Genomic DNA, 21727 nt, shown 5'->3' on the forward strand with positions numbered 1-21727 from the left:
TATGAGGGGGGCTCATCCCGTGCCGGAACCCACCAATGATCACAGCAGCCCTGCTGGCCACCGCGCTCTTGTTCGGAGGCATGATCCTTTATTCCTTTGGCTTTGCGGCCTTCATCTTCACGGCCCTTCCGCCTGAGACAGCGGGCCCGACAATTCGCCAAGCCTTTCCGCACTTCTACCTGTTTGTCATGGGGACTGCGACGCTGGCCGCTATCCTCACATGGCCATTGTCATTGCCTCTTTCGCCTGCCTTGGCGACTATCGCTGTAACGGTCTTGCCAACGCGCCAAATGTTGATGCCTGCCATCAATCGCGCGCCCGACGCGGGTGCCAAGTCGAAATTCAAATGGCTTCACGGGCTGTCTGTGCTCGTCACCCTTGCTCACATCGGAATCTCAGGTTGGGTCCTGAGCCAAATGCTCGGCCTGGCTAGGGTGGTCCAAGGTTAAAACCACAGTTAATGACGTCAGTTGAATTCCAAGCCTAACAGGCGAATTCTTCAGGACGATCGACTGACCAGTCTCTGCTGAACTTCTTCGCTTCTTCGCTTCTTCGATCTCTCGGTCGTCCAGAACTGGGCCCGAGTAGAAGGTGCAGATCTTTTTTAGAAAACGCTGATCGGACTACCAGCGGCTTATTTCGAATGCTGCGGTCGGCGCGCGAAACCAAGGTGCGCAATTGGGCGCTGAGCGATCCCACATGCTCAGGGAGCGTCGAACTCAAATCGTTCGACGATCGCCCAAGGCCCTCCGAGATAGCGCCAGAGCAGCAAGCCTTCGGCGAAGATGTGGAATGGCTCGAACTCCATTTGCTGGTGCTCGAGCAGCAGGCGGGCCTCACCAGGATCCGTCTTGTTCTGGATGGTGATGTGGGGCCGGAATGGCGCCTGATCCTGACGCGTAAGCCAAGGTGAGAAAGCTTCCGCCAGCTCTGCTCGCATTCGTTCGAGGTCAGGAGAGGCGAGCCGGTAGGCAACGCCATGACCCAGGGACCAAGGGCCTCGCACGTCCAGCTGAAGAGGGCGGCGGCGTTGGCACGCCGCCTTCAGCGTCTGCGCCACGGCGCGCTCATGTACACCCGGAAGAGCGTGAAAGAGTGTCAGATGCGCGGGGACCTTGTTGCGGTGCCGCGGGAAGTGCGACTGACGCAAGTCCTCAAACCAGGCGAACGCCCCGTCATCCATGGCGGCCGTGACGATCAGGGGAGGGTGTTCGTCGGACATCGCTCAGCCGGCCGGCTGGGCCAGCCCGCTGCGCCAAGCGTCAGCAGCAGCGCGGTGCAGAGTGGCATGGCGGCGCGCCAACCGGTCGATGTCGCTGTCGTAGCCGCCGCCAATCACGCCAACGACCGGCGCTACAGGCAAGCAGGTCTCCAGAACATAGGCGTCGCGCGCTAACAGGCCTTCGTCGCTCAGGGCCAGCCTGCCGAGACGGTCGCTCACATGCGGATCGACGCCGGCGATGTAGAAGATGAGCTCCGGCTGGACGCGTTGGAGCAGGACAGGAAGTGTCGCTCGCAGCTCGGCCAGGTAAGCTTCATCGCCGGTCCCATCCGGTAGGTCGATGTCCAGATCACTTGGGCCTCGTCGCACGGGATAGTTCTTCTCACCGTGCATGGAGAAGGTAAAGACCCTCGGCTCCTGCTCGAAGATGAAGGCGGTGCCGTCGCCCTGGTGTACGTCAAGATCGACGACGAGAGCCTTACGGATCTCGCCTGCGTCGATCATCGCGCGGCCGACCACGCCGATGTCATTGAAGACGCAGTAGCCTGCGCCGCTCATTGGTCCCGCATGGTGGCTGCCGCCGGCGGTATCACAGGCCAAGCCATAGCGAAGCGCTAGACGCGCCGCCATCAGGGTGCCGCCTACCGCCGCCTGCACCCTATCCGAGACACCTCGGGTCACCGGCATGCCGATGACCCGCTCGACGTTCGGCGGAACGGCGGCATCCAGCACCTGACGCACGTAGCCGGGGTCGTGCACGGCGGCGAGCAACTCGAAGCTGGCGGGTTCGGGGGTGTGCAGCCCCTCAGGCCCGATCAGACCCTCTTCCTCCAGCACCTGAGCCAGTCGAGCGTATTTTTCCATGGGGAAGCGATGCCCAGGCGGAAGCGTTGCGCTGTACGCCGGGTGGTAGACGACCGGGGGAAGAGGGCGCGGCGTGGACATGCTGGCTAAGTGATAACATCCTGGCGGCTGTGAGGCTTCATCTGCGCCAGCAGCTAACGCTGGAGGTCTGCTTTTCGACTGTGTCCCGCTGTCCGCAGTTGGCGCAGAGCCGCTATGTCCGACCGGGTTGGACGCCCGCCCGTCTACCTGACCTACTGCGCGTTTCCGTGACTTGTCCCTCCCAGATTGTTTCCGCGTTCGAGGAGGTCGCGGACGAAGGCTGAGGCCTGGTCCATATAGATGTCTTGGATATGTGGAGTGTCGATGCCGCGTCCACCGGCGGTGTCGATCCGCACCGTGGCGATCCTAAGCATCCGCTGGATGGGTCCGCGCCGCACCGTGACAGCCTGGATATTGCCGTAGGGGATGGTCCAGTCGCGCTCTTTGAGGACCCCGCGCGATACCTGCACGCTGGTCTCGGCGAGCGCGTACCGGTGATAGCGGGGCCGCAGCAGCGCGACCGCTAGCGGAGCGGGCATCGTGAACAGAAACAGGGCGGCGAACGGGAAGACGCTGGTAGCGCCCAGGATGATCACGGTCGGCAACAAGACGAAAGCGACGAGGGCACGCATACCGTGCAAGGGCGAGACTGACCGCAGCCGTGACCGCTCGAAGGGCGGAAGTCCAGCCAGGGCGATGATGGGAGCCAGTTCCGCAGGCCGCGCAAAAGGAACGAGTTCCTGGCGGCCAGAGAGGTGATCGCTGCCGCCCAGTGTCTGGACCTTGAGCGTCGACCAGCCCAGCCGACCGCTCACGGCACCGCGCTCAACCAGGCTGAGCTGGATCTGGCGCTTGGCCACCACCACTTCGGTGCGTGTCAACAAGCCCCGGCTGTAGCGAAACCGGCCCTCAACATAGGCGAGTTTGAAGCGGAAGCTCTGCAACGTCGTCCGGATGACCCCGGCCAGCACTCCGACTGCGAAAGCCAGGCAAGCCGCAGCCAAGACGACCGGTCCATTGATGTTCGATCTCAGCGTCTGCTCGGAAACGCCGAGCAGGTCCAGCCATCGGTCCCAGCCATAACCGAGCGCCTGGTTCAGATACTGGCCGACGCCGAATATGGCTGCGACCCAGACGAGCGAGAAGCTGAACAGTCCGGAGTAGAGCAGGCGGGGTAGCCCTAACCTGAACAGGATGGCTTCGGCCTCGTTTTCAGCTTCCCCGCCGGCCGCCTCCGAGGGGGCACCGTTCGTTCGAAGGCCCCGGAGCACTTCTCGAAGCCGATACGCTTCCGAGAGGCTGACGCTATCGAGCTGACCCTCGTCGGCCTCCCCGCCACCGGTCTCGATGCGGACCTGTGCAAGACCCAGCAGTCGTGACAAGGGCCCCTGTTTGATCGAGACATCCTGGATCCGTTCGGCCGGGATCGATCGGCGGGTCCTATTGATCAGGCCGCTTGCGATGACGAGCTGCCCTGGCAGGATCTGGTAGGTGAAGGTCCGCCAGCGAAGCCAGCTGGAGACCAGAATGAGGCCCCCCAGCAGCGACATCCCCACGACCAGCAGCCCGATCGCCGCGCTTTCGCCGCGCGATGCGACCAGGATCGCCGGCAAGGCGAGGAGGATGGAGGGCGAGTTCTGGAGGACCTTGATGAGGATGGTGCGCGGGTCGAGGCGGCGCGGCGGCAGAGTCTCGGCCACGCTCGAAGGATCGGGCTCGCTCACCAGGGCGCGTCGCTGATCCGGCCGCGGATCGCATCGCGGATTTCCTCGGCACGCTGGCGGCTTATGCCGGGGAGCACCACAAGGCTGTTCTCGGTGCCGGCGGTGTGCAGGCTGAGGGTTGCGACACCCGCGCTGCGCTCGATGGGACCTTGGCTCACATCGATGTGCTGGACGCGAGAGAGCGGCACGATCGTGTGTTCGCGCGTCAGCCAGCCAGACGCGACGTGCAGTTCTCTGTCGGTAAAGGCATAGCCCCACCGACGCCAGCGCCCCGGAACGAGGACGACGATCGACAGGAAGGCCAGTGCAATGACAGGTCCAGCGACGACCCCCGGGGTGAGGCCGAGACGCCATTGCAGATAGCCGTCAGCCACCGCCGCCATCGTTGCGAAGATCAGCCATCCAAGGGCTGACCGAACGCGTAGGACCGTGAGGTAGCCGCGCTCCAGCGATTGCAGCTTTACGAGTTTGACCGCCATCGCTGTCTTATGCGCCATCGGGTACCAACGGCTCAAGCGCCGTCCGATCTGTTGATCGGCGTTGAAAGCGAGACCCCGCCCGATATGAAATAACATATTGAATTTGATTAATATTGCGGGGCGATATGGGGTCCCGACAGACGCCTGTCAGCATGCGCGCGAACGTATCGTTGATCTGCTCCCCTGAAACTCCTCCGGGAGCTGCTAGAGTCCACTCCTGCAGAGAAAGCGAGGCACGCCGCGCCCTCTGCCACGCCCATCCAACCCGTCCGAGACCTCATGATGATGACCGACCCCGAACGCGTTGAGGCCCTGCTCAATATGGTGGACCCCGCCCGCGCGGCGGCACCAAGCCGGGGGCCAGAGCTGGCGGTGTTGGGGCTGGCCGTCGCCAAGGCTAAAGGCGGATACATGCCGACGAACGCTGGCTGGGTGCTGATCGGCAACCGTGGCAGGGCGTTCCAGCCGAACTGAGCGCCTTCATCGGCGCCCACAGAATTAAGAACAAATACGGAACATTTGCTTGCGTGCCGCCGTCCGGCGGAGTCACAAGTGCCCCGGGTCGGCAACCTGGAGAGAGTGAATGAACGACCGATCCTTGGCCTGCTTGCTCGCCGAGCTAGACGCTGAATTAGCCCGCAAAACCGACCCCGTTCGCGCCGCTGGAGAGATGCTCGACCGTATTGAGGCGCGGGTTCCCGGCTCGGTCATGCGGTCCGCCGCCGGCATCCGACTTCGGAGCCTGGGCTGCTCCACCGCCATCGCTGGCTGATTTAATGTCCGACCTCAATCGCACGCGCATCGCACGCGAAGACGTCGCGTCTGAACACGGCCGCCGACTAGTGGTTCAGTGCGACCGCCCAGAATGTGGCCGCGCCGTCCTGATGGAACCTCGCCCCCTGTTCGGCTCGGCGCGGTTCTGGCCGGTCGCAGGCCGATCCAGCCGCTTTCGGTGCACCTGCGGCAGTCGGGTCGCCCGCGTGTCCTACACCCGCAATGAATCCCAGACCGACGGTCCGATCGCACCTGCGGCGCTCGCCCTCTGGTTCTGATGAGCTACGTCAAGCTGGAGAACCGACCGGTCTCGTGGTGGCGCTGACGCGCGGCGACGATCGGCCAGATGATCGCTCAGGGCTGGGTTGTCTGGTCCGTCACAATGTCTGCTGTTGGGGTCGAACGCCTCGCGGCATGATATTTTTAAGTTGATTGCTTTACCCAACGACGAGGCGGGTCTTGCGCGCTAAGTCTTGGGTAGGTCATCCAAGTTGCAGGGGACCACAAGAAGGGGACGGCGATTGGAAAGTGTTTCGGCCAGCCGTTCCAATCTCACGTTCCTGACCGGCGGCGGCGAGATGGGCGCGCTGATGCGCGCGCACGACTGGTCGATTTCGCCGGTCGGACCGCCGGAGGACTGGCCGCAGTCGCTGCGCTCGGTGGTCGGGCTGATGCTCGCCAACAAGCACATCATGTTCGTCGCCTGGGGGCCGGAACTCGTCTTTCTCTACAACGACGCCTACCGTCCGGTTTTCGGACAGAAGCACCCTTGGGCGCTGGGACGACCGTTCCGGGAGGTCTGGTCGGAAGTCTGGGACGAGGTCGAGCCGCTGGTGAACAGCGCGCTCGGCGGCGAGGCGACTTGGTCGGAAAATCTTCATCTGGTGTTGCGCCGCAACGCCTGCCCGGAGGACTGTTGGTTCACCTTCTCCTATTCGCCCGTGCGCGACGAAGACGGCGCGGTCGTCGGCCTGTTCTGCGCCGCGACGGAGACGACCGGTCAGGTGCTGACCGAGCAGCGGCTCAAAGAGCAAGCCGAACGCCAGCGACGGCTGTTCGAAAAGACGCCGGGGTTCATCGCCATCCTGACCGGACCCGATTACACGTTCGAGTTCGTGAACGAGGCCTACGTCCAGCTCGCCGGTGGGCGCGACTTGCTCGGCCGTACGGTGCGCGATGCGTTCCCGGACCTTGCAGGCCAGGGCCTGTTCGAAATGCTGGACGGCGTCTACGCAACGGGCGAGCGGTTCGTCGCGGAAGGCACTGCGGTGACGCTCCGTGAAGCGCCCGACCAGCAAGGCCGCGAGGTTGTCCTTGATTTCGTCTACGAACCGATGCGCGACGAGGCGGGCGACGTCACCGGCATCTTCCTTGAAGGTCACGAGGTTACCGAAATTCGCCGCGCCGAGGCGACGTTGCGCGAAAGCGAAGCGCGATACCAGGCCCTGTTCGCCGCATCGCCGGTGCCGTTCATGGTGCTTGCGCCGAACGCGCCGGATTTCACAATCATTGCAGCAAACGATGCGTATTTCGCCGCAACTCTGACGACACGTGAAAGTCTTGTCGGACGCAGGCTGTTCGATGTTCTTCCTGATGACCCGAGCCGCCCAGGCCAACTCGGGTCCGATGCGCTCGCCATTTCGCTGGACCGTGTCCTGACGACGCGGACGACCGACGCAATGGAGCGCGTGCGCTACGACCTCGTCACTCTCGACCGCGGGTTCGAGCCGCATTGGTGGGAGGCGATCAACGCGCCAATGCTCGATGGGTCGGGCGAGATCAGCGCCATCATTCACCAAGTCACGCGGGTCACGGAGCTCCACTATGGCGAGGAAGCCGAGTTGGAGGAACAGGAGCACCAGGCGTTCCTGCTGAAACTCGGCGACGCGCTACGGGCGGAGCCGAGCGCCGAGGCCATGACGGACCGAGCGCTCCGGATGCTCTCGGGGCAGATGCGGCTCGATCGCTGCTATGTCGGTATTTATCGGCTGGCGGAGGATCTAGGTGACTTTCCCCATCAGGTGCACGACGACCGTCTGCCCTCGTTGCCCGCTCAGGTGCGTTTGTCCGATTTTCCCGAGGCGCTGCGGATCGCGTTTGATCGGACGCTGGTGCTCGACGATGTCGTGGAAATGGAGGGGCTTTCGGACCGCGACCAGGCCAGTTTCGACGGCCTCGGCATCCGTGCTTTGATCGCTGCGACCCTGCGCAAAGGCGAGAACAACCCGCTTTGGGCGATCGTGGCCGCCTCAACCAGCCCTCGAGTCTGGACACCGGGCGAAGTCTCCCTTGTTGAAGAGGTCGCCGAGCGCACCTGGGCGGCGGTCGAGCGGGCCCGCGCCGAAGCAGTGCTGCACGAGAGCGAGGCGCGCCACCGCTTTCGCGTCGAGTTGAGCGACGCCCTGCGCGCGCTGACCTCACCCTCCGGGATCATGGTGGCGGTCGCCGAGCGATTGGGTCCGCACCTCGGCGTCGACCAGGCGAACTACTATTTTGTCGACAGCGACCGTTTCGTCGTCACCGACGAGTGGCGCACTGACGCGAGCCCCGGCATACTCGGCAGCCACTTCTTGGCCGACTTCGGCGAGGACACGTTAGCGCGCCTGCGCGCGGGCGAGGTCCTGCGCTTTGACGACACGCACGGCGTCGAAGGCGAGAAAGCGTTCGCCGCCGCCGGCATTGCGGCCGTCCTGTCGGTCCCGCTGCGCCGCGACGGCCGCTGGGCGGCTGGCCTCCACGTCCACCAGGCTCGTCCGCGCGTTTGGACTGCTGAGGAGGAGGCGCTGGTGCGCGAGGTGGCGGCACACGCCTGGGCGGCGGTCGAGCGCGCCCGTGCTCAGGACGATCTGCGCGAGCTTAACAAGTCGCTCGAAGCGCGGGTCGCCGACGCGCTCGCCGAGCGTCAGGTTCTCGCCAACTTCGTCGACAGCACGGACGCCTCCGTACTCGCCTGCGACCTCGACTACGGTGTTCTCGCGGTCAACGACGCCACCATTAGAGGAATGGAGCGCCTTTACGGCGTGCGCCCGAAGGTCGGCGACAACTTGCTCGACGTGCTCGCCTCAATGCCGGAGCACCGCGTGCAGGTCGAGCGCCACTGGAACCGCGCGCTCTCGGGCGAGGAGTTCGTTGTTCTCGACGAGTTTGGCGATCCAAGGCGCGAGCGTGCCTTCTACGAGGTGCGTTTCCACCCCTTGCGCGACCGCGACGGTAAGCGGGTCGGCGCGTTTCAGGCGGCCTATGACGTGACTGACCGGGTGCGGGCGCAGACGGAGCTGGAACAGACCCAGGAGGCGCTGCGCCAGAGCCAGAAGATGGAGGCGATGGGGCAGCTCACCGGCGGCGTCGCGCACGATTTCAACAACCTTCTCACCCCGATAGTCGGCAGCCTCGACATGCTGGTGCGCCGCGGCGTCAGTAGCGAGCGCGAGCGTCGACTGATCGACGGCGCGTTACAATCGGCCGAGCGGGCGAAGATATTGGTTCAGCGTCTGCTCGCCTTTGCTCGACGCCAGCCGCTCCAGCCAGTCGCGGTGGAGATATCTAAGCTCGTTGAAGGCATGGTCGGCATGATCGGCTCGACGCTCGGTCCGACGATCGATGTGCGTGTGGTTATCGACCCGGATCTGCCGCCGGCCAAGGCCGATCCGAACCAGCTCGAGATGGCGCTCTTGAACTTGGCGGTGAACGCACGCGACGCCATGCCGGACGGCGGCGAACTCAGTGTCACGGCAAGGCGAGAGAGCGTGTGCCCGGGCCACACCTCGGGTCTCCAGCCGGGGGACTATGTGCTGCTGTGCGTCGTCGACACAGGGGCTGGGATGGACGATGCAACGCGCCAGCGCGCGATCGAGCCATTCTTCTCCACAAAGGGCGTCGGCAAGGGAACCGGTTTGGGGCTGTCCATGGTCCACGGCCTCGCGGCGCAGCTCGGTGGCGGCCTCTTAATAGACAGCACGCCGGGCAAAGGCACGACGATCGAGCTCTGGCTTCCGATCAGCACTGCGGCGATCGACGTTCAAGAGGCTTCCGCCGCAACTCCCGCAACGCGCGTCGGTCGTGGCGTCGCGCTGCTCGTGGACGACGAGAAGCTGGTGCGCATGAGCACCGCAGACATGCTAATCGACCTCGGGTTCGAGGTCGTCGAGGCGGGGACCGGGGAGGAGGCGTTGCAACTCCTCAAGACTGGCACGATGCCGGACATCCTCATCACCGATCACCTCATGCCCGGAATGAGCGGAGTGGACCTCGCGCGGGAGGCGCGTGCCATCAAGCCGACACTCCCGATACTGATCGTGTCCGGTTATGCAGAGGTGGACGCCGTTGGGCAGGACTTGCCGCGGTTGACCAAGCCGTTCCGGAATGCCGAGTTGGCGGAGAGCATCTCCGCTGTGATTCCGGTCGGTGAATAGCGGCGGGGCGCTGTGAGACTGGTCGCAGCTCGGCTGGTCATTGATCGTGGGCCGAATGTCGCGTTTTGCGAGCTAGTTGAATGACTGGTTCTGGCGCGAGCAGATATGGTGCCAGAGGTCATCCCGCGCGATCTGTAACCCCGATGCGCTGCTGACCCAGTGTGGTGTTGGTTGTTACAGCCAATATTCACTAAGATAGTCAATCTATACGACTCTTCTCCAAACTACGAATCTGAGGGTCGGACGTTCGAATCGTTCCGGGCGCGCCATTTTTGTCGGACGTCACAACATGTTGGACTCCGCCAGAGAAAATTGGACTCATCGGCCCGCATCGCGGGCTCGGATGCGCTTCCCACGTTTTCAAGATTGCACATCCTCCCGTATTGCCAGCGCTGAGACACGTTTGGGGTCCGCTCTGACTCATTGCCGACGTTCGCTGGGTCCGCATCCGGACAGGCACCTAAACCTGCTCACCTCGAGCTGCATTGCGGCGCTCTCGGCGCCGAATCCAGCAACGCCACGTGCGCTCGATACAATGAGGGCAGCGCGAGACTTCGCGGGCTGCATGCCGTCGCCGTGGCTCTGACCCGCTCGGTTGGAAAAGCCGGTGAGTCCGTCCACGACTGACACCAGCTCGTTGAGCATCACGAACAGGGCCTTATCCGCAACGTGCAGCTCAACCTCCATTTCGAGTACCCTTCTCATTCCAGGCGGAAAGGCGGCGGCAGTGACGCGATGGATTTATCGCTCGATTCATTCAACTGTAGCGTTGGGCATTAGAAACGCCGAGAGCACTTGGTCCAAGCGATGAGCGTGATAGGCTTGCGTGACCGCTTGAAAGAGATCGTCGACAACATCGACGCTATAACGCCTCATTGAGTCCAAGCTTCATTGGCGACGGGAGGGCTTAGTCCAGTCTTTTGTGGCGAAAGCGGCTGCGCTCAGTGGCAGGCAGCGTTGGCAAGTCGTTGTTTTTGTTCGACGCACAGTCCAGCCTTCTATGCCGCCCGACAATTTTCTTTGACATTGCAGTAGCGTGTGACCTGGCTCCATTTCTCGTCGCAGCGCCTGGGAATTTAACAGCCGTTCGGCGTCCGTCGTCGACTTCGAATTCGCGTCGGTTCTCTGTGGCTCTTGAGTCTCGGGCTCATTGGCCTAACCGCTCCTTAATGGCCGGGGTTTCCGGGGGGTGATGACCGACGGCGGTGGGGTGGGGCGGCTCAAGTTCTACGTGGCAAGCCCCGAGCGCTTACCTTCTCTGTCAGGCAAGGCTAGGCTGCCGGAATGCAGGAACCATCAAACGCGACCCGGCTGAGGATCCGTGCCCCGGACGACTGGCACGTTCATCTTCGCGACGGCCCGATGTTGGGGTCGATTGTCGACCACACGGCGCGCCAGTTCCGGCGCGCGATCGTCATGCCCAATTTGACGCCGCCGATCACCATGGTCGCCGCGGCCGAAGCCTATCGGGCGCGAATCCGTGAGGCTTTGGATCCCGGTCTCGCGTTCGAACCCTTGATGATCTGCTATCTCACCGACGATTCTGATCCCGATGAGATCGCGCGCGGATATGAGGCCGGGGTGTTCACCGCCTGCAAGCTCTATCCCGCCCATGCGACGACCAATGCCGATCACGGCGTCACCGACATCCGCAAGATCTATCCTGTCCTGGAGCGACTGCAGCGGCTCGGCATGCCTTTGCTGCTCCACGGCGAGGTGACGGACCCGGACGTCGACGTCTTCGATCGCGAGGCCGTCTTCATAGAGCGCGTCTACTCGAAGATCGCCGTCGATTTCCCGGCGCTCAGAACGGTGTTCGAGCACATCACCACCGCGGATGCCGTCGCGTTTGTCGAGAGCGGAGGCCCGAACCTGGCGGCGACCATCACGCCCCATCATCTGCGGATCAATCGCAACGCCATGTTCGCGGGCGGCATTCGCCCGCACTTCTATTGTCTGCCGGTGGCCAAGCGCGAGCGGCACAGGCTCGCCCTGCGGCGCGCGGCCATGTCAGGGTCGCCGAAATTCTTTCTCGGGACGGATTCTGCGCCGCACCTGATCGGACGAAAAGAGTCCGCTTGCGGCTGCGCCGGCATCTTCAACGCGCCCTTCGCGATCGAGAGCTATGCCGCGACGTTCGACGAAGACGGCGCGCTGGACAAACTCGAGGCCTTCGCCTCCGAACATGGCCCGCGCTTCTACGGCCTGCCGCTGAACACCGACAGCATCGTCCTCGAACGGGTCGATGTCATCGTGCCCCAGCGGATCACAATGCTGCCCGAGGGCGAAGTCGTGCCGTTCCACGCGGGCGAGACCCTGCCCTGGAGGCTTGCCGGCGTCACCCCGGTTGCGTGACCGGCCGTGCTGTCAGGCAGAGGCTCATCGCATCATGACCGTGCGTCATCGCGAGGCGACTGACGCATCAGGAGGCTACTCCGGGTCGCGATCAGATTCGCGAGTATCTGGAGGTCATTGGTCAGGTCGATCGGGTCCTCGATCAGTGAGGACTTCAGGGCCGACTTGAGCCAGGGGCTCATGTCGGGATGTTCCAGAACCCAATGGATGCGCGCGTCGATCGTCTCCAGATCTGCGCAAGGCGTATCGATTTTCTGGCCCAAGTAAGCCTCTCCTCTGTTTTCTGAGCCTGAGAATTGCAATCGCCGCACCGGGCGACGAACGGCATGGGCCCTCAGTGCAGCGCGGGGACCGGCGCGGCCTCGGGCATCATCGAGGAGTGCAGATGGTCGATCTTCCAGGCGTCGTCCTCGAACCGGTAGATGAACGAGTAGCGGGCGTGGACGTCACGCGTCTGACCCGTCGCGGCGTCGGTCAGGGTGACCGTCCAGGTCCCGACCCGCGAGGCGGTGTGGCAGTCGATCTCGATGGTGCTGGTGTCGATCCGCCCCACAGGGTGGTTTCTCAGGAAGCTGACGAAATAGTCCCGCACGCCGGCAGGGGTGGTGCGGGGCGTGTTGGAGACGGTCGGCAACAGAACCGGCTCATCGGTGAAGAGGTCGGTCACGACATCAGGATCGCGCGTCGCCCAGGCCTCGGAGAAGCGCCCGAACTGCGCTTCGATGTCGGCCGTCGTGGCGGCCGGACAGGTCTGCGTCGTCTGGGACGTGGGCATCGCCCAGGCTGACATCGGCGCACCCGTCGAAATCAGGGCGGCGGCAGTGACGAGGGAAAGGATGTTCATACTGGCTCCGTGAGAGGTCCGGCGAGTTCCGGAGGATGGTCCTGGGGATGAAGGGGGTTGGCGATTCGAGGGCGCATTCACCTCCAGAGCCAGACAGCCGCAGCGGTATAGAGGGCGATGCCGACCGTCAGGTTGAAGGGGAAGGTGATGGCCAGAGACGCCGTCACGAAGACGCCTGCGTCCGCCTTGGGCGCCGCAAGCCGCATGGCGGCGGGTACGGCGATATAGGATGCCGAGCCGGCCAGGATCGTGAGCAGGGCCGCGTTGCCGACGCCGAGCCCGACGAGCCGCGCCAGTCCAAGCGCAAGCCCTGCCGAGAGGAGGGGAAACCCTAAAGCGAAGGCGATGACTGCAGGGCTTAGTTTGCGCCCGCCCTCCATTAGCCTGCGCGCGGCAATCAGGCCGATGTCCAGCAGGAAGAAGCACAGCGCGCCCTGGAACAGGGGGCCGACGAACAGTTCCAGCTTGGCCATCCCCGCCGCGCCCGAGACCAGGCCCACCAGAAAGCTGCCCAGCAGCATGATGGTGGCGGCCCCGAAGAAGACCTCCCTCAGGACCGCTCTGCGTTTCCCGGGCTCACCCCGGCCGGCGCCGTTCAGCAGAAGCAACGCCGTGAGGATGGCCGGTGTCTCCATCAGAGCGAGGACAGCCGCCATATAGCCGCCCGATGCGAGACCGACGGCGGCAAGATGCTGCTGGCCGGCGGCGAAGGTCACCACCGAAACGGACCCGTAGGTGGCCGCGAGGGCGCAGGCCGTCGAACGATCGAGCCTCGGCATCCGTTTGAGAATGACGAAGGCGACGAGCGGCATCAGGGCGCTCAACGCTATGCCGATGGCGCCGGCGGACAGGAAATCGCCATTCAGCCCCGCCGCGCGCGCCTCCACCCCGCCTTTGAAGCCGATGCAGAGCATCAGATAGAGCGACAGCGCCTTGGCGATCGGTTCCGGAATGGACAGGTCCGATCGCGCGAAAGCGGCGGCCGCGCCGAGGAAGAAGAACAGGATCGCGGGCGAGGTGAGCAGGGCGAGGCTGGCGGAAAGGTCGGGCATTCAGGGGAGTCCGTATGAGGCTGGCGTCCTCTGCCCTCGACGATTCATCCGATCCAGTTTATTAGAGTAATATTCTCTATAACGGATTCGAATGACGTGAAGTCGCGCCTGGTTAATCTCGAGCTCGACCTCCTTCGGGCGTTCGTGGCGGTCGTGGAAACGGGGAGCTTCACTCGGGCGGCCGCCCTGTTGGGGCGAACCCAGCCCGCCGTCAGTCTGCAGATCCGCAGACTGGAGGATCAACTGAGGTCACCGCTTCTGGATCGGGCGGGCAAGGGCGTGGCCGTGACGACGGAAGGCGCCGCCCTGCTGCCGCAGGCGCGCCGGCTCTTGCGGTTGAACGACGAAATCGTTTCCACGCTCGGCGAGGGCGATCTGGAGGGCGAGGTACGGTTCGGCGCGCCGGAGGACGTCGCGACGATGCATCTGCCGGGCATCCTCGGTGGCTTTGCGCGCAGCCATCCCCGCATCAAGCTGTCCGTGACGTGCGACTACACCGCCAATCTGCTCGACCAGATGTCACGCGGGCTGCTTGATCTCGCCCTGATCAAGCGCGAGCCCGTCGGGCCCGAGCTCGGCGTTCGGGTCTGGAGCGAGCCCCTGGTCTGGGTGGCGCTCGACCCGTCGATCCTGGAGGCGTCTCCTCTGCCCCTGATCGTCGCTCCGGCTCCTGACATCTATCGCAAGCGGGCGCTGGGCGCGCTGGAAGGGGCCGGCCTCGCCTTTCGCGCCTCATTCACCTCGCCCAGCCTCGCGGGCCAGATGGCGGCGCTGCGGGCCGGCCTTGGCGTCGGGGTCCTGCCGGCCGCCATGGCCCCGCGTGACCTGACCGTTCTCGGCGACCCGCTGCCGCCGCTGAGCGACAGCGAGATCGCCCTGGTGTCCACGCGCGGCATGGGAGGACCCGCCGGGTTGTTGGCCCAGGAGGTTCTTCGCGCCCTGGAGCGCGGCCCGATGTCGTCATGACGCCCGTCCGACGGGGCCAACACCATCACGCCGCGCTGTTCGGGACGCTCCGTGGGTCGGGCGTTACGGCCCGTCCTTGCCGTCGTGGGTCCTGATCCAGGAATAGAGCATGGAGCCGCCGATCAGGCCCAGGGTCGCGATCAGCGACCATTGGGGCTCGAGGTAGGGCACCAGAGCCTCGCCGGTCATGTCCTTCCACGCCTTGTACAGGCCGAAGTTCCAGATGATCTTGACCCCGATCAGAACGAGCACCAGCGACAGTCCGTACTTCAGATACCTGAAGCGGGCGACGGCCTCCGCGAGCATGAAATACATCGAGCGCAGGCCCAGGATCGCGAAGATGTTGGAGGTGTAGACGATGAAGGGGTCCTTTGTGACGGCGAAGATCGCCGGCACGGAATCGACCGCGAAGATGACGTCCACCACCTCGACCATGACCAGGCCCAGGAACAGCGGGGTCGCGAACAGGACGAGCCGGCCCGTGCCCTTGGGATCGGGTCGTTTCACAAAGAAGTTGTGGTTCTCGATCGTGTCGGTGACGTGCATCCGCTTCTTGAGGAACTTCAGAACCGGATTCTGGTGGAGATCCATCTCGTGTTCGCCGCCGAAGATCATCTTCCAGCCGGTGAAGATCAGGAAGGCGGCGAAGACGAACAGCACCCAGGTGAACTCGTTGACGATCGCCGCGCCCAGGGAGATGAAGATCGCGCGGAACACGATCGCACCCATGATGCCCCAGAACAGAACGCGGTGCTGGTACTGGCGCGGGACCGCGAAGAAGGTGAAGATCATCCCGATGACGAAGATGTTGTCGAACGCGAGAGCAGTCTCGAGCAGATATCCCGTGAAATACTGCAGAACGGCCTGCTGATTGAGATTGTCAGGACTCATGTAGTAGCGCGCATCGGGCTCGTACACGAAATAGACATAGGCCCCGAAGGCGATGGCGATGGAGGCGAAGGACGCCCACATCGCGGCCGATTTCCTGGCCGATACAACGCCATCCTTGTTGTTCACGACCCCGAGGTCGATCCACAGCAGGAAGCCGATGAAGGCCAGGAAGCCGATCCAAAGCCAGATCGGCTGACCCACATAGGTCGCAGCCAGAAACGGAAGGAATTCAAACATCCCGCACCCCTGAATAATGAAAATGGCGCTGCGTTACGCCGTCCATGCGGGGATCCGACATCGCAGCCGACGCCTCGGCTGCCAGAGGGGCCCGGACCCGTGGAGGGGCGGTAATGAAGGCAGAGTCGCACCGCGTCAACAGATGGCGCAGCATTTGACGAGAGCTGGTAAGATTTTGGTATCTCTGATCCAGTGATTGCGGCCGTCATGGCGAGCAATCCTCTGTTGGCCCCGCGACGCAGTCTGTTAAGGTCGGCCTGGCGAACCTTTCAGGCTTCTCATAATACTTGATCATCAGCGGTATAAGCACTTCTTATTGGCGCGGTTGGCGTTAGAAGTGCAGCGTGTGTGTGCGGCCCGGGCCCCTCTGACGATCGATTTCGATCGTGATGTCGGATCGCATCGGGTGCGCTCGATGACGGGGTCCGGCTGTTAATCCCCCATCGAACCGACGGCTTCGGCGTCGAGCGCTTCCCCTTCAGAGAAGGAGAGGCTCCATGTCTATCGTGTTGGCGCGCCGGCTACGGGGATTTCATTCCCTGCTGGAGATGGCGCTGAGGGACGAACGGGCGCGACCGCGACCCGACGATCGTACCGTCGCGAGCATCAAGAAGAAGAAGTTGGTCATCAAGGACCGGCTCGCCGTCTTCGACGGCCGCCAGATGCCGTCGGGGTCGCACTAGCGACCAGAAGGGTCGGCGGCTTTCCCCGGTCGCCGACCCCGATCGCTTCCCAACATCATTTTGCGTCGCCGTCCACCGGCGACAGACGTGAGGTCCCTATGCCACGATCAAACAGACTACTGAGACGACGCGCCCCGATCGACCGGGACGACGTCTGGACCCCCGGCGACGTCGTCCAGATGGACGCCATCGTCGCAGGCTGCGCCATGGTGGCCCAGGCCGACGGTTGGGTCACGCTCAACGAGCGGACGCGCATGATCGATCGAATGCGCAACTCCCCCGCCATCGCCTTCTTCGGCGCCGACGACGTGCTCGTCCTGTTCGAGGCGTTGAACCTGCGCTTCGAGCGTGATCTGGACGACGGCGAGGCGACGGCGGAGGTCGCCGTTTCGCGCCTGCGAGGCCAATCCGGGCCCTCTCGCGCCTTGATCGAAACCGCCTGCGCCGTCGCCGAGGCCGACGGGGGCTTTGACGCCGAAGAGAGGGCGGTGATCTTGCGCCTTTGCACGCTCCTCAACGTCGATCCGGCGTCGTTCGACCTGATCTCCGGTGAAGGAGGGCAAGGATGAGGGTCGGCACATCAACCAGCCCCGCCGTCCAGGCCTGGGCTCTTCAGCTCTCCCAGATGACGGGTCGGGTGGCGTCCCATCAAAGCACGCCCACCGATCGTCCCGTCGATCCGCCGCGGGCCATCAGCGATGATGCCGGGATTCGCCGACCCAGTCGGCATACCTTCGACATCCGTGTCTGAGCGCCGGACAGGCCAGGAAGGCGGGTTCATGGAACCTGTGATCCGGATACGGCCGGACGGCAAAGTCAGTCATGGCGTTCGCGCTGGCGCAGGCTCAAGCGCATGATCCGTCGTCGTCCGGCTGCGTCATGACGGTCCGTCCAGACGACCCGCTGATCGCAGGCTATCACCGTTTCCGAACGGGGGTGTGGCCCGCCAAGGCGCAGCGCTATGCCCAACTCGCGCGGCGACGTCAGCAGCCCGCCGCGGCCGTGATCGCCTGTTCCGACGCCCGGATCGATCCTCAGACCATCTTCGACGCCGAGCCGGGCGAGCTGTTCGTCATCCGCAATGTCGCAGGCCTGGTTCCACCCTATGCCCCTGATGGCGGGTGTCACGGGACGAGCGCGGCGCTGGAGTATGCGGTCAAGATCCTGAAGGTTCGCCGGATCGTCGTGCTTGGGCATGCCAACTGCGACGGCATTCACGCCATGATCCATGGGCCGCTTCGCAACGCCCGGGACTTCCTCGGCCCCTGGATGGACATCGCTGAACCCGTGATGTGGCCGATGCCCGGGCAGGGGTCGGGGGAGGCCTTGGAAACAGCGGTCGAGGCCGCGGTCCTCGGTCTTTCATTGAGCAATCTGCGGACCTTCCCGTGGATACGGGACGGCGAGAAGGCGGGTCATCTGGCGCTTTCGGCCTGGCGGTTCGACATCGGCGCCGGCGAGCTCCGGACGACGTAGCCGATCAGATCGGCCGCCGTTATCGCGGGGATCAACGAAACCCTTTGGCCTGGTGCGTGCCTCGTGGCCGTCGGTCAACGATAGGCCGATACGATGGCGTGCGCGTGGCGCCGCACCTCGTCGAGATGGCCCCGTACGACATCGGCGCGCAGGCCCGGAACGATCCCGCCGAGATTGTGATGCCCGATCACGTCCAGCCCCACGACCGCGGCCAGATGGCTGTCGAAATGATTCAGCATCGCGCTCCAGGCCCCGGATGCCTCGACCCAGTGTTGGGGCGCGCCCGAGCAACTGAAGCTGACCAGCTTTCGGCCGGCCAGCAGCGGATGGTTGCCGCCCTCGCTGTGGGGCGAATAGCCGAAGCCCATGCCAAAGACCCGGTCGATATAGCCCTTCAGCATGGCCGGGGCCGCGTTGAACCAGAGCGGATAGACGAGCACGAAGACGTCGGCGTCGGCGATTTCCCGGCGTTCCTCGACGACATCGGAGCGGGGCGCAAAGCCGGGATGATCCGGCAACTCGCCGGGGTGCAGAAGGGGGCGAACCGCATCCGGTAGAGGTCGCGCAAGAGAGCGACATCGCCCGCAGCCTCAACCTCGGCCGCATAGGCTTTCGCCATCGCCAGGGTGAAGCTGTCGGGGCGCGGGTGGGCGGCGACGATCACGTGTTTCATGAGCCTGTTCCCGAGGCGGTGAGAGTGTTCGCAACGCTGACTCCTGCCCTTCCAGGCTCGCCGTGCACTGACGCAGATCAAGAACGCCCGGGCGCGAACCAGACCCTGCAGGCAACCCGGCAGCGCCTCATCGAGGAGGGGCTGTCCCCGATGGGGACGCCAGCGGCCGCGGCCTTGAGTCCGAGGGCGGCGGTGGGCGCCGTCGCGATCAAGATCGCGGGCCCCTCGACGCCCTGAAAGTCTCAGAGTCCGGCGGCGAGTGCGATCCGCATCAGTTCGGCCATGTTGCGAGCTCCGGTCTTGGTCATCAGATTGGCCCGGTAGATCTCGACGGTTCTGGGGCTGATGGCCAGATCGAAGGCGATCTGCTTGTTGAGCCTGCCCTCGACCACGCCCTCCAGGACATCGCGCTCGCGAGGGGAGAGGTCAGACAGCCGGGCCTGCGCCTCCAGCCGGGCCGCTTCGGGAGCAGGCCTGGCGCGGTGGACCGAGAGAGCCTGTCGGATCGCTCCGATCAGATGCCCGTCGTCAAACGGCTTTTCCAGAAAGTCGATGACCCCGGCCTTCATGGCCTCCACGGCAAGGGCGACATCGCCGTGCCCGGTCATGACGATCACCGGCAGGGTCTCGCCGCGCGACCTCAGTTCGCGGATGAGGTCGAGCCCGGTCAGCCCGGGCATGCGAATGTCGGTCAGGACGCAACCATCCGCGACAGGCAAGGCCTCCAGGAAGTCGGTCGCGGAGGCGTAGAAGGCCGCATCGAAGCCGTTCACGTCCAGAAGGAAGGCAAGGGCCTCACGCAAGCCGGCATCGTCGTCGATCACATGGATGCGGTCAGTCATGCGCGGGATCCCCGGCCCGGGGCAGGGTGAAGGAGAAGGTCGCGCCGCCATCGAGATTGTCGTCTGCCCAAATCCGTCCTCCGTGGGCCTCGACGATGGTGCGACAGATCGAGAGACCCACCCCCATCCCCGTCGCCTTGGTCGTGACGAAGGGGGCGAAAAGACGTTCACGAACCGACGGCTCCAGGCCCGGGCCCGTATCCTTGACGCTGATCCGTATCATGTGGTCGTCGTCGGCGCGAATGCTGACCTCGAGCTGGCGACGCGGCGACCCCGCCATCGCATCGAGGGCGTTACGGATCAGATTGAGCGCCACCTGCTGGATCTGGATCTGGATCTTGTCGACGATCACGGTTCCCAGATCGCGCGGCAGGCGCAGATCGACCCGGACGTCCTGATCCTTGATCCCCACCAGCGCAAGCGCACTGGCTTCCTCCATCATCCTGGCGGGATCCTCGAGCGTGTGTTCGGTCTCGCCCTTGTCCACGAATTCCCTGAGGTGTTTGATGACGTCACCGGCCCGGAGGGCCTGACCTGCGGCGCTGTCCAGAGCCTTGCGCAGTTTGGCGAGATCGGGGTCCGGCCCATCGAGCAGAGTCACGGATCCGCGCATGTAGCTGGCGATCGCAGACAGGGGCTGATTGAGTTCGTGGGCGAGGGCCGAGGCCATCTCGCCCATCGCGGTCAGGCGCGAGACGTGAACCAGTTCCGACTGCAGTTCCTGAAGGCGTCGCTCCTGATCGCGGCGCTCCGTCAGATCGCGAATGAAGCCGGTGAAGAACCGGCTCGTACCGACCCTGGCCTCGCCGATGGCCAGTTCCATGGGAAAGGTCGATCCGTCTCTGCGTTCGCCGACCACGATCCGTCCGATGCCGATGATCCGACGTTCGCCGGTTCGCTCATATCGGTGGAGATAATGGTCGTGCTCGGTTCGATAGGGCTCGGGCATGAGAATGCGAACATTCTGTCCGATGGCTTCCTCCGGGGACCATCCGAACAGCCGGACGGCGGCGGCGCTGAACGACTGGATGACGCCCTGGTCGCCGATGACGATCATCGCCTCGGGCACCGTTTCCAGGATGGATTGCAGATGGGCCTGGCGGCTCGCCGCCTCGCGGCTTCGCCGCCGCAGCCGCTCGCCGGCGACGGCGATGAAGGGACCCAGGAGGGCGAAGCCGAAGGCGTCGATCAGATTGGCGGGATCGGACCACAGGGCGCCCTGGAGCGTCACGGCGCCGATCGCCAGACCCAGGGCCGTGGCCAGCAGCGCCGGGCCGCGCCCGCCCAGGGCGGCGGCGACGAGCACCATCGGGACATAGAGGATGAACAGGCTGCGCTGGTCGAAGACCGGGCTCAGCGCCAGGCGGAGTCCAACGGCGATGACGGCGCCGACGATGGCGGCCAGATAACCCTCACGACGGGACAGGGACCGGTGGATAGAGGACGTCAGCTGCATCGGCGCACTCCGAGCCGATCGCGAGTGCGACGACGCGTCGCCGATCGTAGCACGTGCGATCCGCGGAAGAAGCGTCCCGGTCAGGCGCCGGCCATCTCCGAAAGGGCGCCGAGCCGGCGTATGCGGTATGTTCGGGCGCCGATGAATTCGACGAGCCCGTCGGATTGAAGCCGTCCCAGCATGCGCGAGATCGTCTCCATGGTGAGGCCCAGATAGTCAGCCATGTCCTGACGCCCCATGGGCAGGGCGACGGTCTCGCCCCTGAAGCGCGCCGCGATATCGATCAGGAAGCGCGCGACCTTCTCGCAGGCGGTCGTCTGGCCCAGGAGCAACATGTGGGATTGGGCCCGGTGGAGTTCCGCGGCCGTCGCCTGCCAGATCAGGCGGTCAAGCTGGCCGGCATCGTAGGCCGCCGATCCGGCGCGGCGCAGGGCGAGCACCTCGCAGTCGCCGAGCGCTTCGGCCGAAAACCGGTGGACCGCGTCCATCTCAATGCCGATGATGTCTCCCGGATAGTAGAAGTCGCCGACCTGACGGCGTCCGTCTGCTGACAGACGGCTGGTCCGGACCACGCCCTCGACCAGTTGATAGATGAGGTCGGCGTCTTCGTCCTGGACGTAGATTTCGGCGCCCCGGCGAAACTTCAGGCGCGCGGCGCCCTGCCAGGCGTCAGCGTGATGCGGGCTCGATACGGGGCCTTGCGGTAAGGCGAGGGTCATGGCGGGCCGCGTCCTTGTCTTGATGACAGGGACAGCC

22 protein-coding genes and 1 pseudogene are annotated in these 21727 nt (G+C 64.5%); 9 read left to right on the forward strand and 14 right to left on the reverse strand.

Translation table 11 applies throughout. The features are described from left to right. The first annotated feature begins 35 nt into the window (after positions 1–35). Positions 36–449, forward strand: a complete 414-nt coding sequence (locus ACP7A5_RS15885) for a DUF4149 domain-containing protein (protein WP_426042819.1) — start codon at positions 36–38, stop codon at positions 447–449. Between the two features lie 254 nt (positions 450–703). Here ACP7A5_RS15885 and ACP7A5_RS15890 read toward each other — a convergent pair whose 3' ends face one another. The 4 genes from ACP7A5_RS15890 to ACP7A5_RS15905 all read right to left on the reverse strand — a co-directional run bounded on the left by ACP7A5_RS15890 (position 704) and on the right by ACP7A5_RS15905 (position 4310). Then, the gene (locus ACP7A5_RS15890; protein WP_426042820.1) at positions 704–1222 is read right to left on the reverse strand and encodes a 2'-5' RNA ligase family protein; all 519 of its coding nucleotides are present in this window, start codon (positions 1220–1222) and stop codon (positions 704–706) included. 3 nt (positions 1223–1225) lie between these two features. Continuing rightward, the gene (locus ACP7A5_RS15895) at positions 1226–2167 is read right to left on the reverse strand and encodes a histone deacetylase family protein (RefSeq protein ID WP_426042821.1); all 942 of its coding nucleotides are present in this window, start codon (positions 2165–2167) and stop codon (positions 1226–1228) included. A gap of 152 nt (positions 2168–2319) precedes the next feature. Beyond that, positions 2320–3831, reverse strand: coding sequence for a PH domain-containing protein (locus tag ACP7A5_RS15900; RefSeq protein ID WP_426042822.1), 1512 nt, complete (start codon positions 3829–3831; stop codon positions 2320–2322). Then, positions 3828–4310, reverse strand: a complete 483-nt coding sequence (locus ACP7A5_RS15905) for a PH domain-containing protein (protein ID WP_426038280.1) — start codon at positions 4308–4310, stop codon at positions 3828–3830. The genes ACP7A5_RS15900 and ACP7A5_RS15905 overlap by 4 nt, the downstream gene beginning before the upstream one ends. 279 nt (positions 4311–4589) lie before the next feature. On the opposite strand from ACP7A5_RS15905, the gene ACP7A5_RS15910 reads away from it, so the two are divergent. The 3 genes from ACP7A5_RS15910 to ACP7A5_RS15920 all read left to right on the forward strand — a co-directional run bounded on the left by ACP7A5_RS15910 (position 4590) and on the right by ACP7A5_RS15920 (position 9496). Next, positions 4590–4784, forward strand: a complete 195-nt coding sequence (locus ACP7A5_RS15910) for a hypothetical protein (RefSeq protein ID WP_426042823.1) — start codon at positions 4590–4592, stop codon at positions 4782–4784. Between the two features lie 410 nt (positions 4785–5194). Then, positions 5195–5362, forward strand: a complete 168-nt coding sequence (locus ACP7A5_RS15915; protein WP_426042824.1) for a hypothetical protein — start codon at positions 5195–5197, stop codon at positions 5360–5362. Between the two features lie 243 nt (positions 5363–5605). Continuing rightward, entirely contained in the window at positions 5606–9496 is a 3891-nt protein-coding gene (locus ACP7A5_RS15920; protein WP_426042825.1) for a PAS domain-containing protein, read from the forward strand. A gap of 420 nt (positions 9497–9916) precedes the next feature. Here ACP7A5_RS15920 and ACP7A5_RS15925 read toward each other — a convergent pair whose 3' ends face one another. After that, on the reverse strand, positions 9917–10201 hold the full coding sequence (locus ACP7A5_RS15925; protein ID WP_426042826.1) for an abortive infection family protein: 285 nt from the start codon (positions 10199–10201) through the stop codon (positions 9917–9919). Positions 10202–10780: 579 nt separating this feature from the next. Between ACP7A5_RS15925 and pyrC the strand changes: the two genes are divergently transcribed. After that, on the forward strand, positions 10781–11851 hold the full coding sequence (pyrC, locus tag ACP7A5_RS15930; protein WP_303696917.1) for a dihydroorotase: 1071 nt from the start codon (positions 10781–10783) through the stop codon (positions 11849–11851). Between the two features lie 32 nt (positions 11852–11883). Here pyrC and ACP7A5_RS15935 read toward each other — a convergent pair whose 3' ends face one another. The 3 genes from ACP7A5_RS15935 to ACP7A5_RS15945 all read right to left on the reverse strand — a co-directional run bounded on the left by ACP7A5_RS15935 (position 11884) and on the right by ACP7A5_RS15945 (position 13747). Then, on the reverse strand, positions 11884–12114 hold the full coding sequence (locus ACP7A5_RS15935; protein WP_426042827.1) for a hypothetical protein: 231 nt from the start codon (positions 12112–12114) through the stop codon (positions 11884–11886). 71 nt (positions 12115–12185) lie between these two features. After that, on the reverse strand, positions 12186–12695 hold the full coding sequence (locus ACP7A5_RS15940; RefSeq protein WP_426042828.1) for an SgcJ/EcaC family oxidoreductase: 510 nt from the start codon (positions 12693–12695) through the stop codon (positions 12186–12188). 77 nt (positions 12696–12772) lie between these two features. Then, the gene (locus tag ACP7A5_RS15945) at positions 12773–13747 is read right to left on the reverse strand and encodes a sodium-dependent bicarbonate transport family permease (RefSeq protein WP_426042829.1); all 975 of its coding nucleotides are present in this window, start codon (positions 13745–13747) and stop codon (positions 12773–12775) included. 96 nt (positions 13748–13843) lie between these two features. Here ACP7A5_RS15945 and ACP7A5_RS15950 point away from each other — a divergent pair, with 96 nt between their 5' ends. Next, entirely contained in the window at positions 13844–14713 is an 870-nt protein-coding gene (locus ACP7A5_RS15950) for a LysR substrate-binding domain-containing protein (protein ID WP_426042830.1), read from the forward strand. Positions 14714–14776: 63 nt separating this feature from the next. On the opposite strand, the gene ACP7A5_RS15955 is transcribed toward ACP7A5_RS15950, so the two are convergent. After that, positions 14777–15841, reverse strand: coding sequence for a TerC family protein (locus ACP7A5_RS15955; protein WP_426042831.1), 1065 nt, complete (start codon positions 15839–15841; stop codon positions 14777–14779). Between the two features lie 497 nt (positions 15842–16338). Here ACP7A5_RS15955 and ACP7A5_RS15960 point away from each other — a divergent pair, with 497 nt between their 5' ends. From ACP7A5_RS15960 to ACP7A5_RS15970, 3 genes are all read left to right on the forward strand, one after another. Next, positions 16339–16524: a DUF465 domain-containing protein gene (locus ACP7A5_RS15960; protein WP_426042832.1), complete on the forward strand. Its 186-nt coding sequence runs from the start codon at positions 16339–16341 to the stop codon at positions 16522–16524. Positions 16525–16622: 98 nt separating this feature from the next. After that, positions 16623–17093 carry a tellurite resistance TerB family protein gene (locus tag ACP7A5_RS15965; RefSeq protein ID WP_426042833.1) on the forward strand — a complete coding sequence of 157 codons (471 nt, stop codon included), beginning with the start codon at positions 16623–16625 and terminating at the stop codon, positions 17091–17093. Positions 17094–17346: 253 nt separating this feature from the next. Beyond that, complete coding sequence (locus ACP7A5_RS15970) at positions 17347–18000, forward strand: carbonic anhydrase (protein ID WP_426042834.1); 654 nt, start codon at positions 17347–17349, stop codon at positions 17998–18000. Between the two features lie 74 nt (positions 18001–18074). On the opposite strand, the gene ACP7A5_RS15975 is transcribed toward ACP7A5_RS15970, so the two are convergent. The 5 genes and pseudogenes from ACP7A5_RS15975 to ACP7A5_RS15995 all read right to left on the reverse strand — a co-directional run bounded on the left by ACP7A5_RS15975 (position 18075) and on the right by ACP7A5_RS15995 (position 21690). Further along, entirely contained in the window at positions 18075–18518 is a 444-nt protein-coding gene (locus ACP7A5_RS15975; protein WP_426042835.1) for an NAD(P)H-dependent oxidoreductase, read from the reverse strand. Between the two features lie 59 nt (positions 18519–18577). Then, a pseudogene (locus ACP7A5_RS15980) lies at positions 18578–18673 on the reverse strand (NAD(P)H-dependent oxidoreductase); the annotation flags it as partial. A gap of 242 nt (positions 18674–18915) precedes the next feature. Beyond that, the gene (gene fixJ, locus ACP7A5_RS15985; protein WP_426042836.1) at positions 18916–19515 is read right to left on the reverse strand and encodes a response regulator FixJ; all 600 of its coding nucleotides are present in this window, start codon (positions 19513–19515) and stop codon (positions 18916–18918) included. Then, on the reverse strand, positions 19508–20971 hold the full coding sequence (locus ACP7A5_RS15990; protein WP_426042837.1) for a PAS domain S-box protein: 1464 nt from the start codon (positions 20969–20971) through the stop codon (positions 19508–19510). The genes fixJ and ACP7A5_RS15990 overlap by 8 nt, the downstream gene beginning before the upstream one ends. An 80-nt stretch (positions 20972–21051) precedes the next feature. Then, positions 21052–21690, reverse strand: a complete 639-nt coding sequence (locus ACP7A5_RS15995; RefSeq protein ID WP_426042838.1) for a helix-turn-helix domain-containing protein — start codon at positions 21688–21690, stop codon at positions 21052–21054. Positions 21691–21727: the final 37 nt, after the last annotated feature.

Source organism: Brevundimonas sp. TWP2-3-4b1 (assembly GCF_049897665.1).
Lineage (GTDB): Bacteria > Pseudomonadota > Alphaproteobacteria > Caulobacterales > Caulobacteraceae > Brevundimonas > Brevundimonas subvibrioides_B.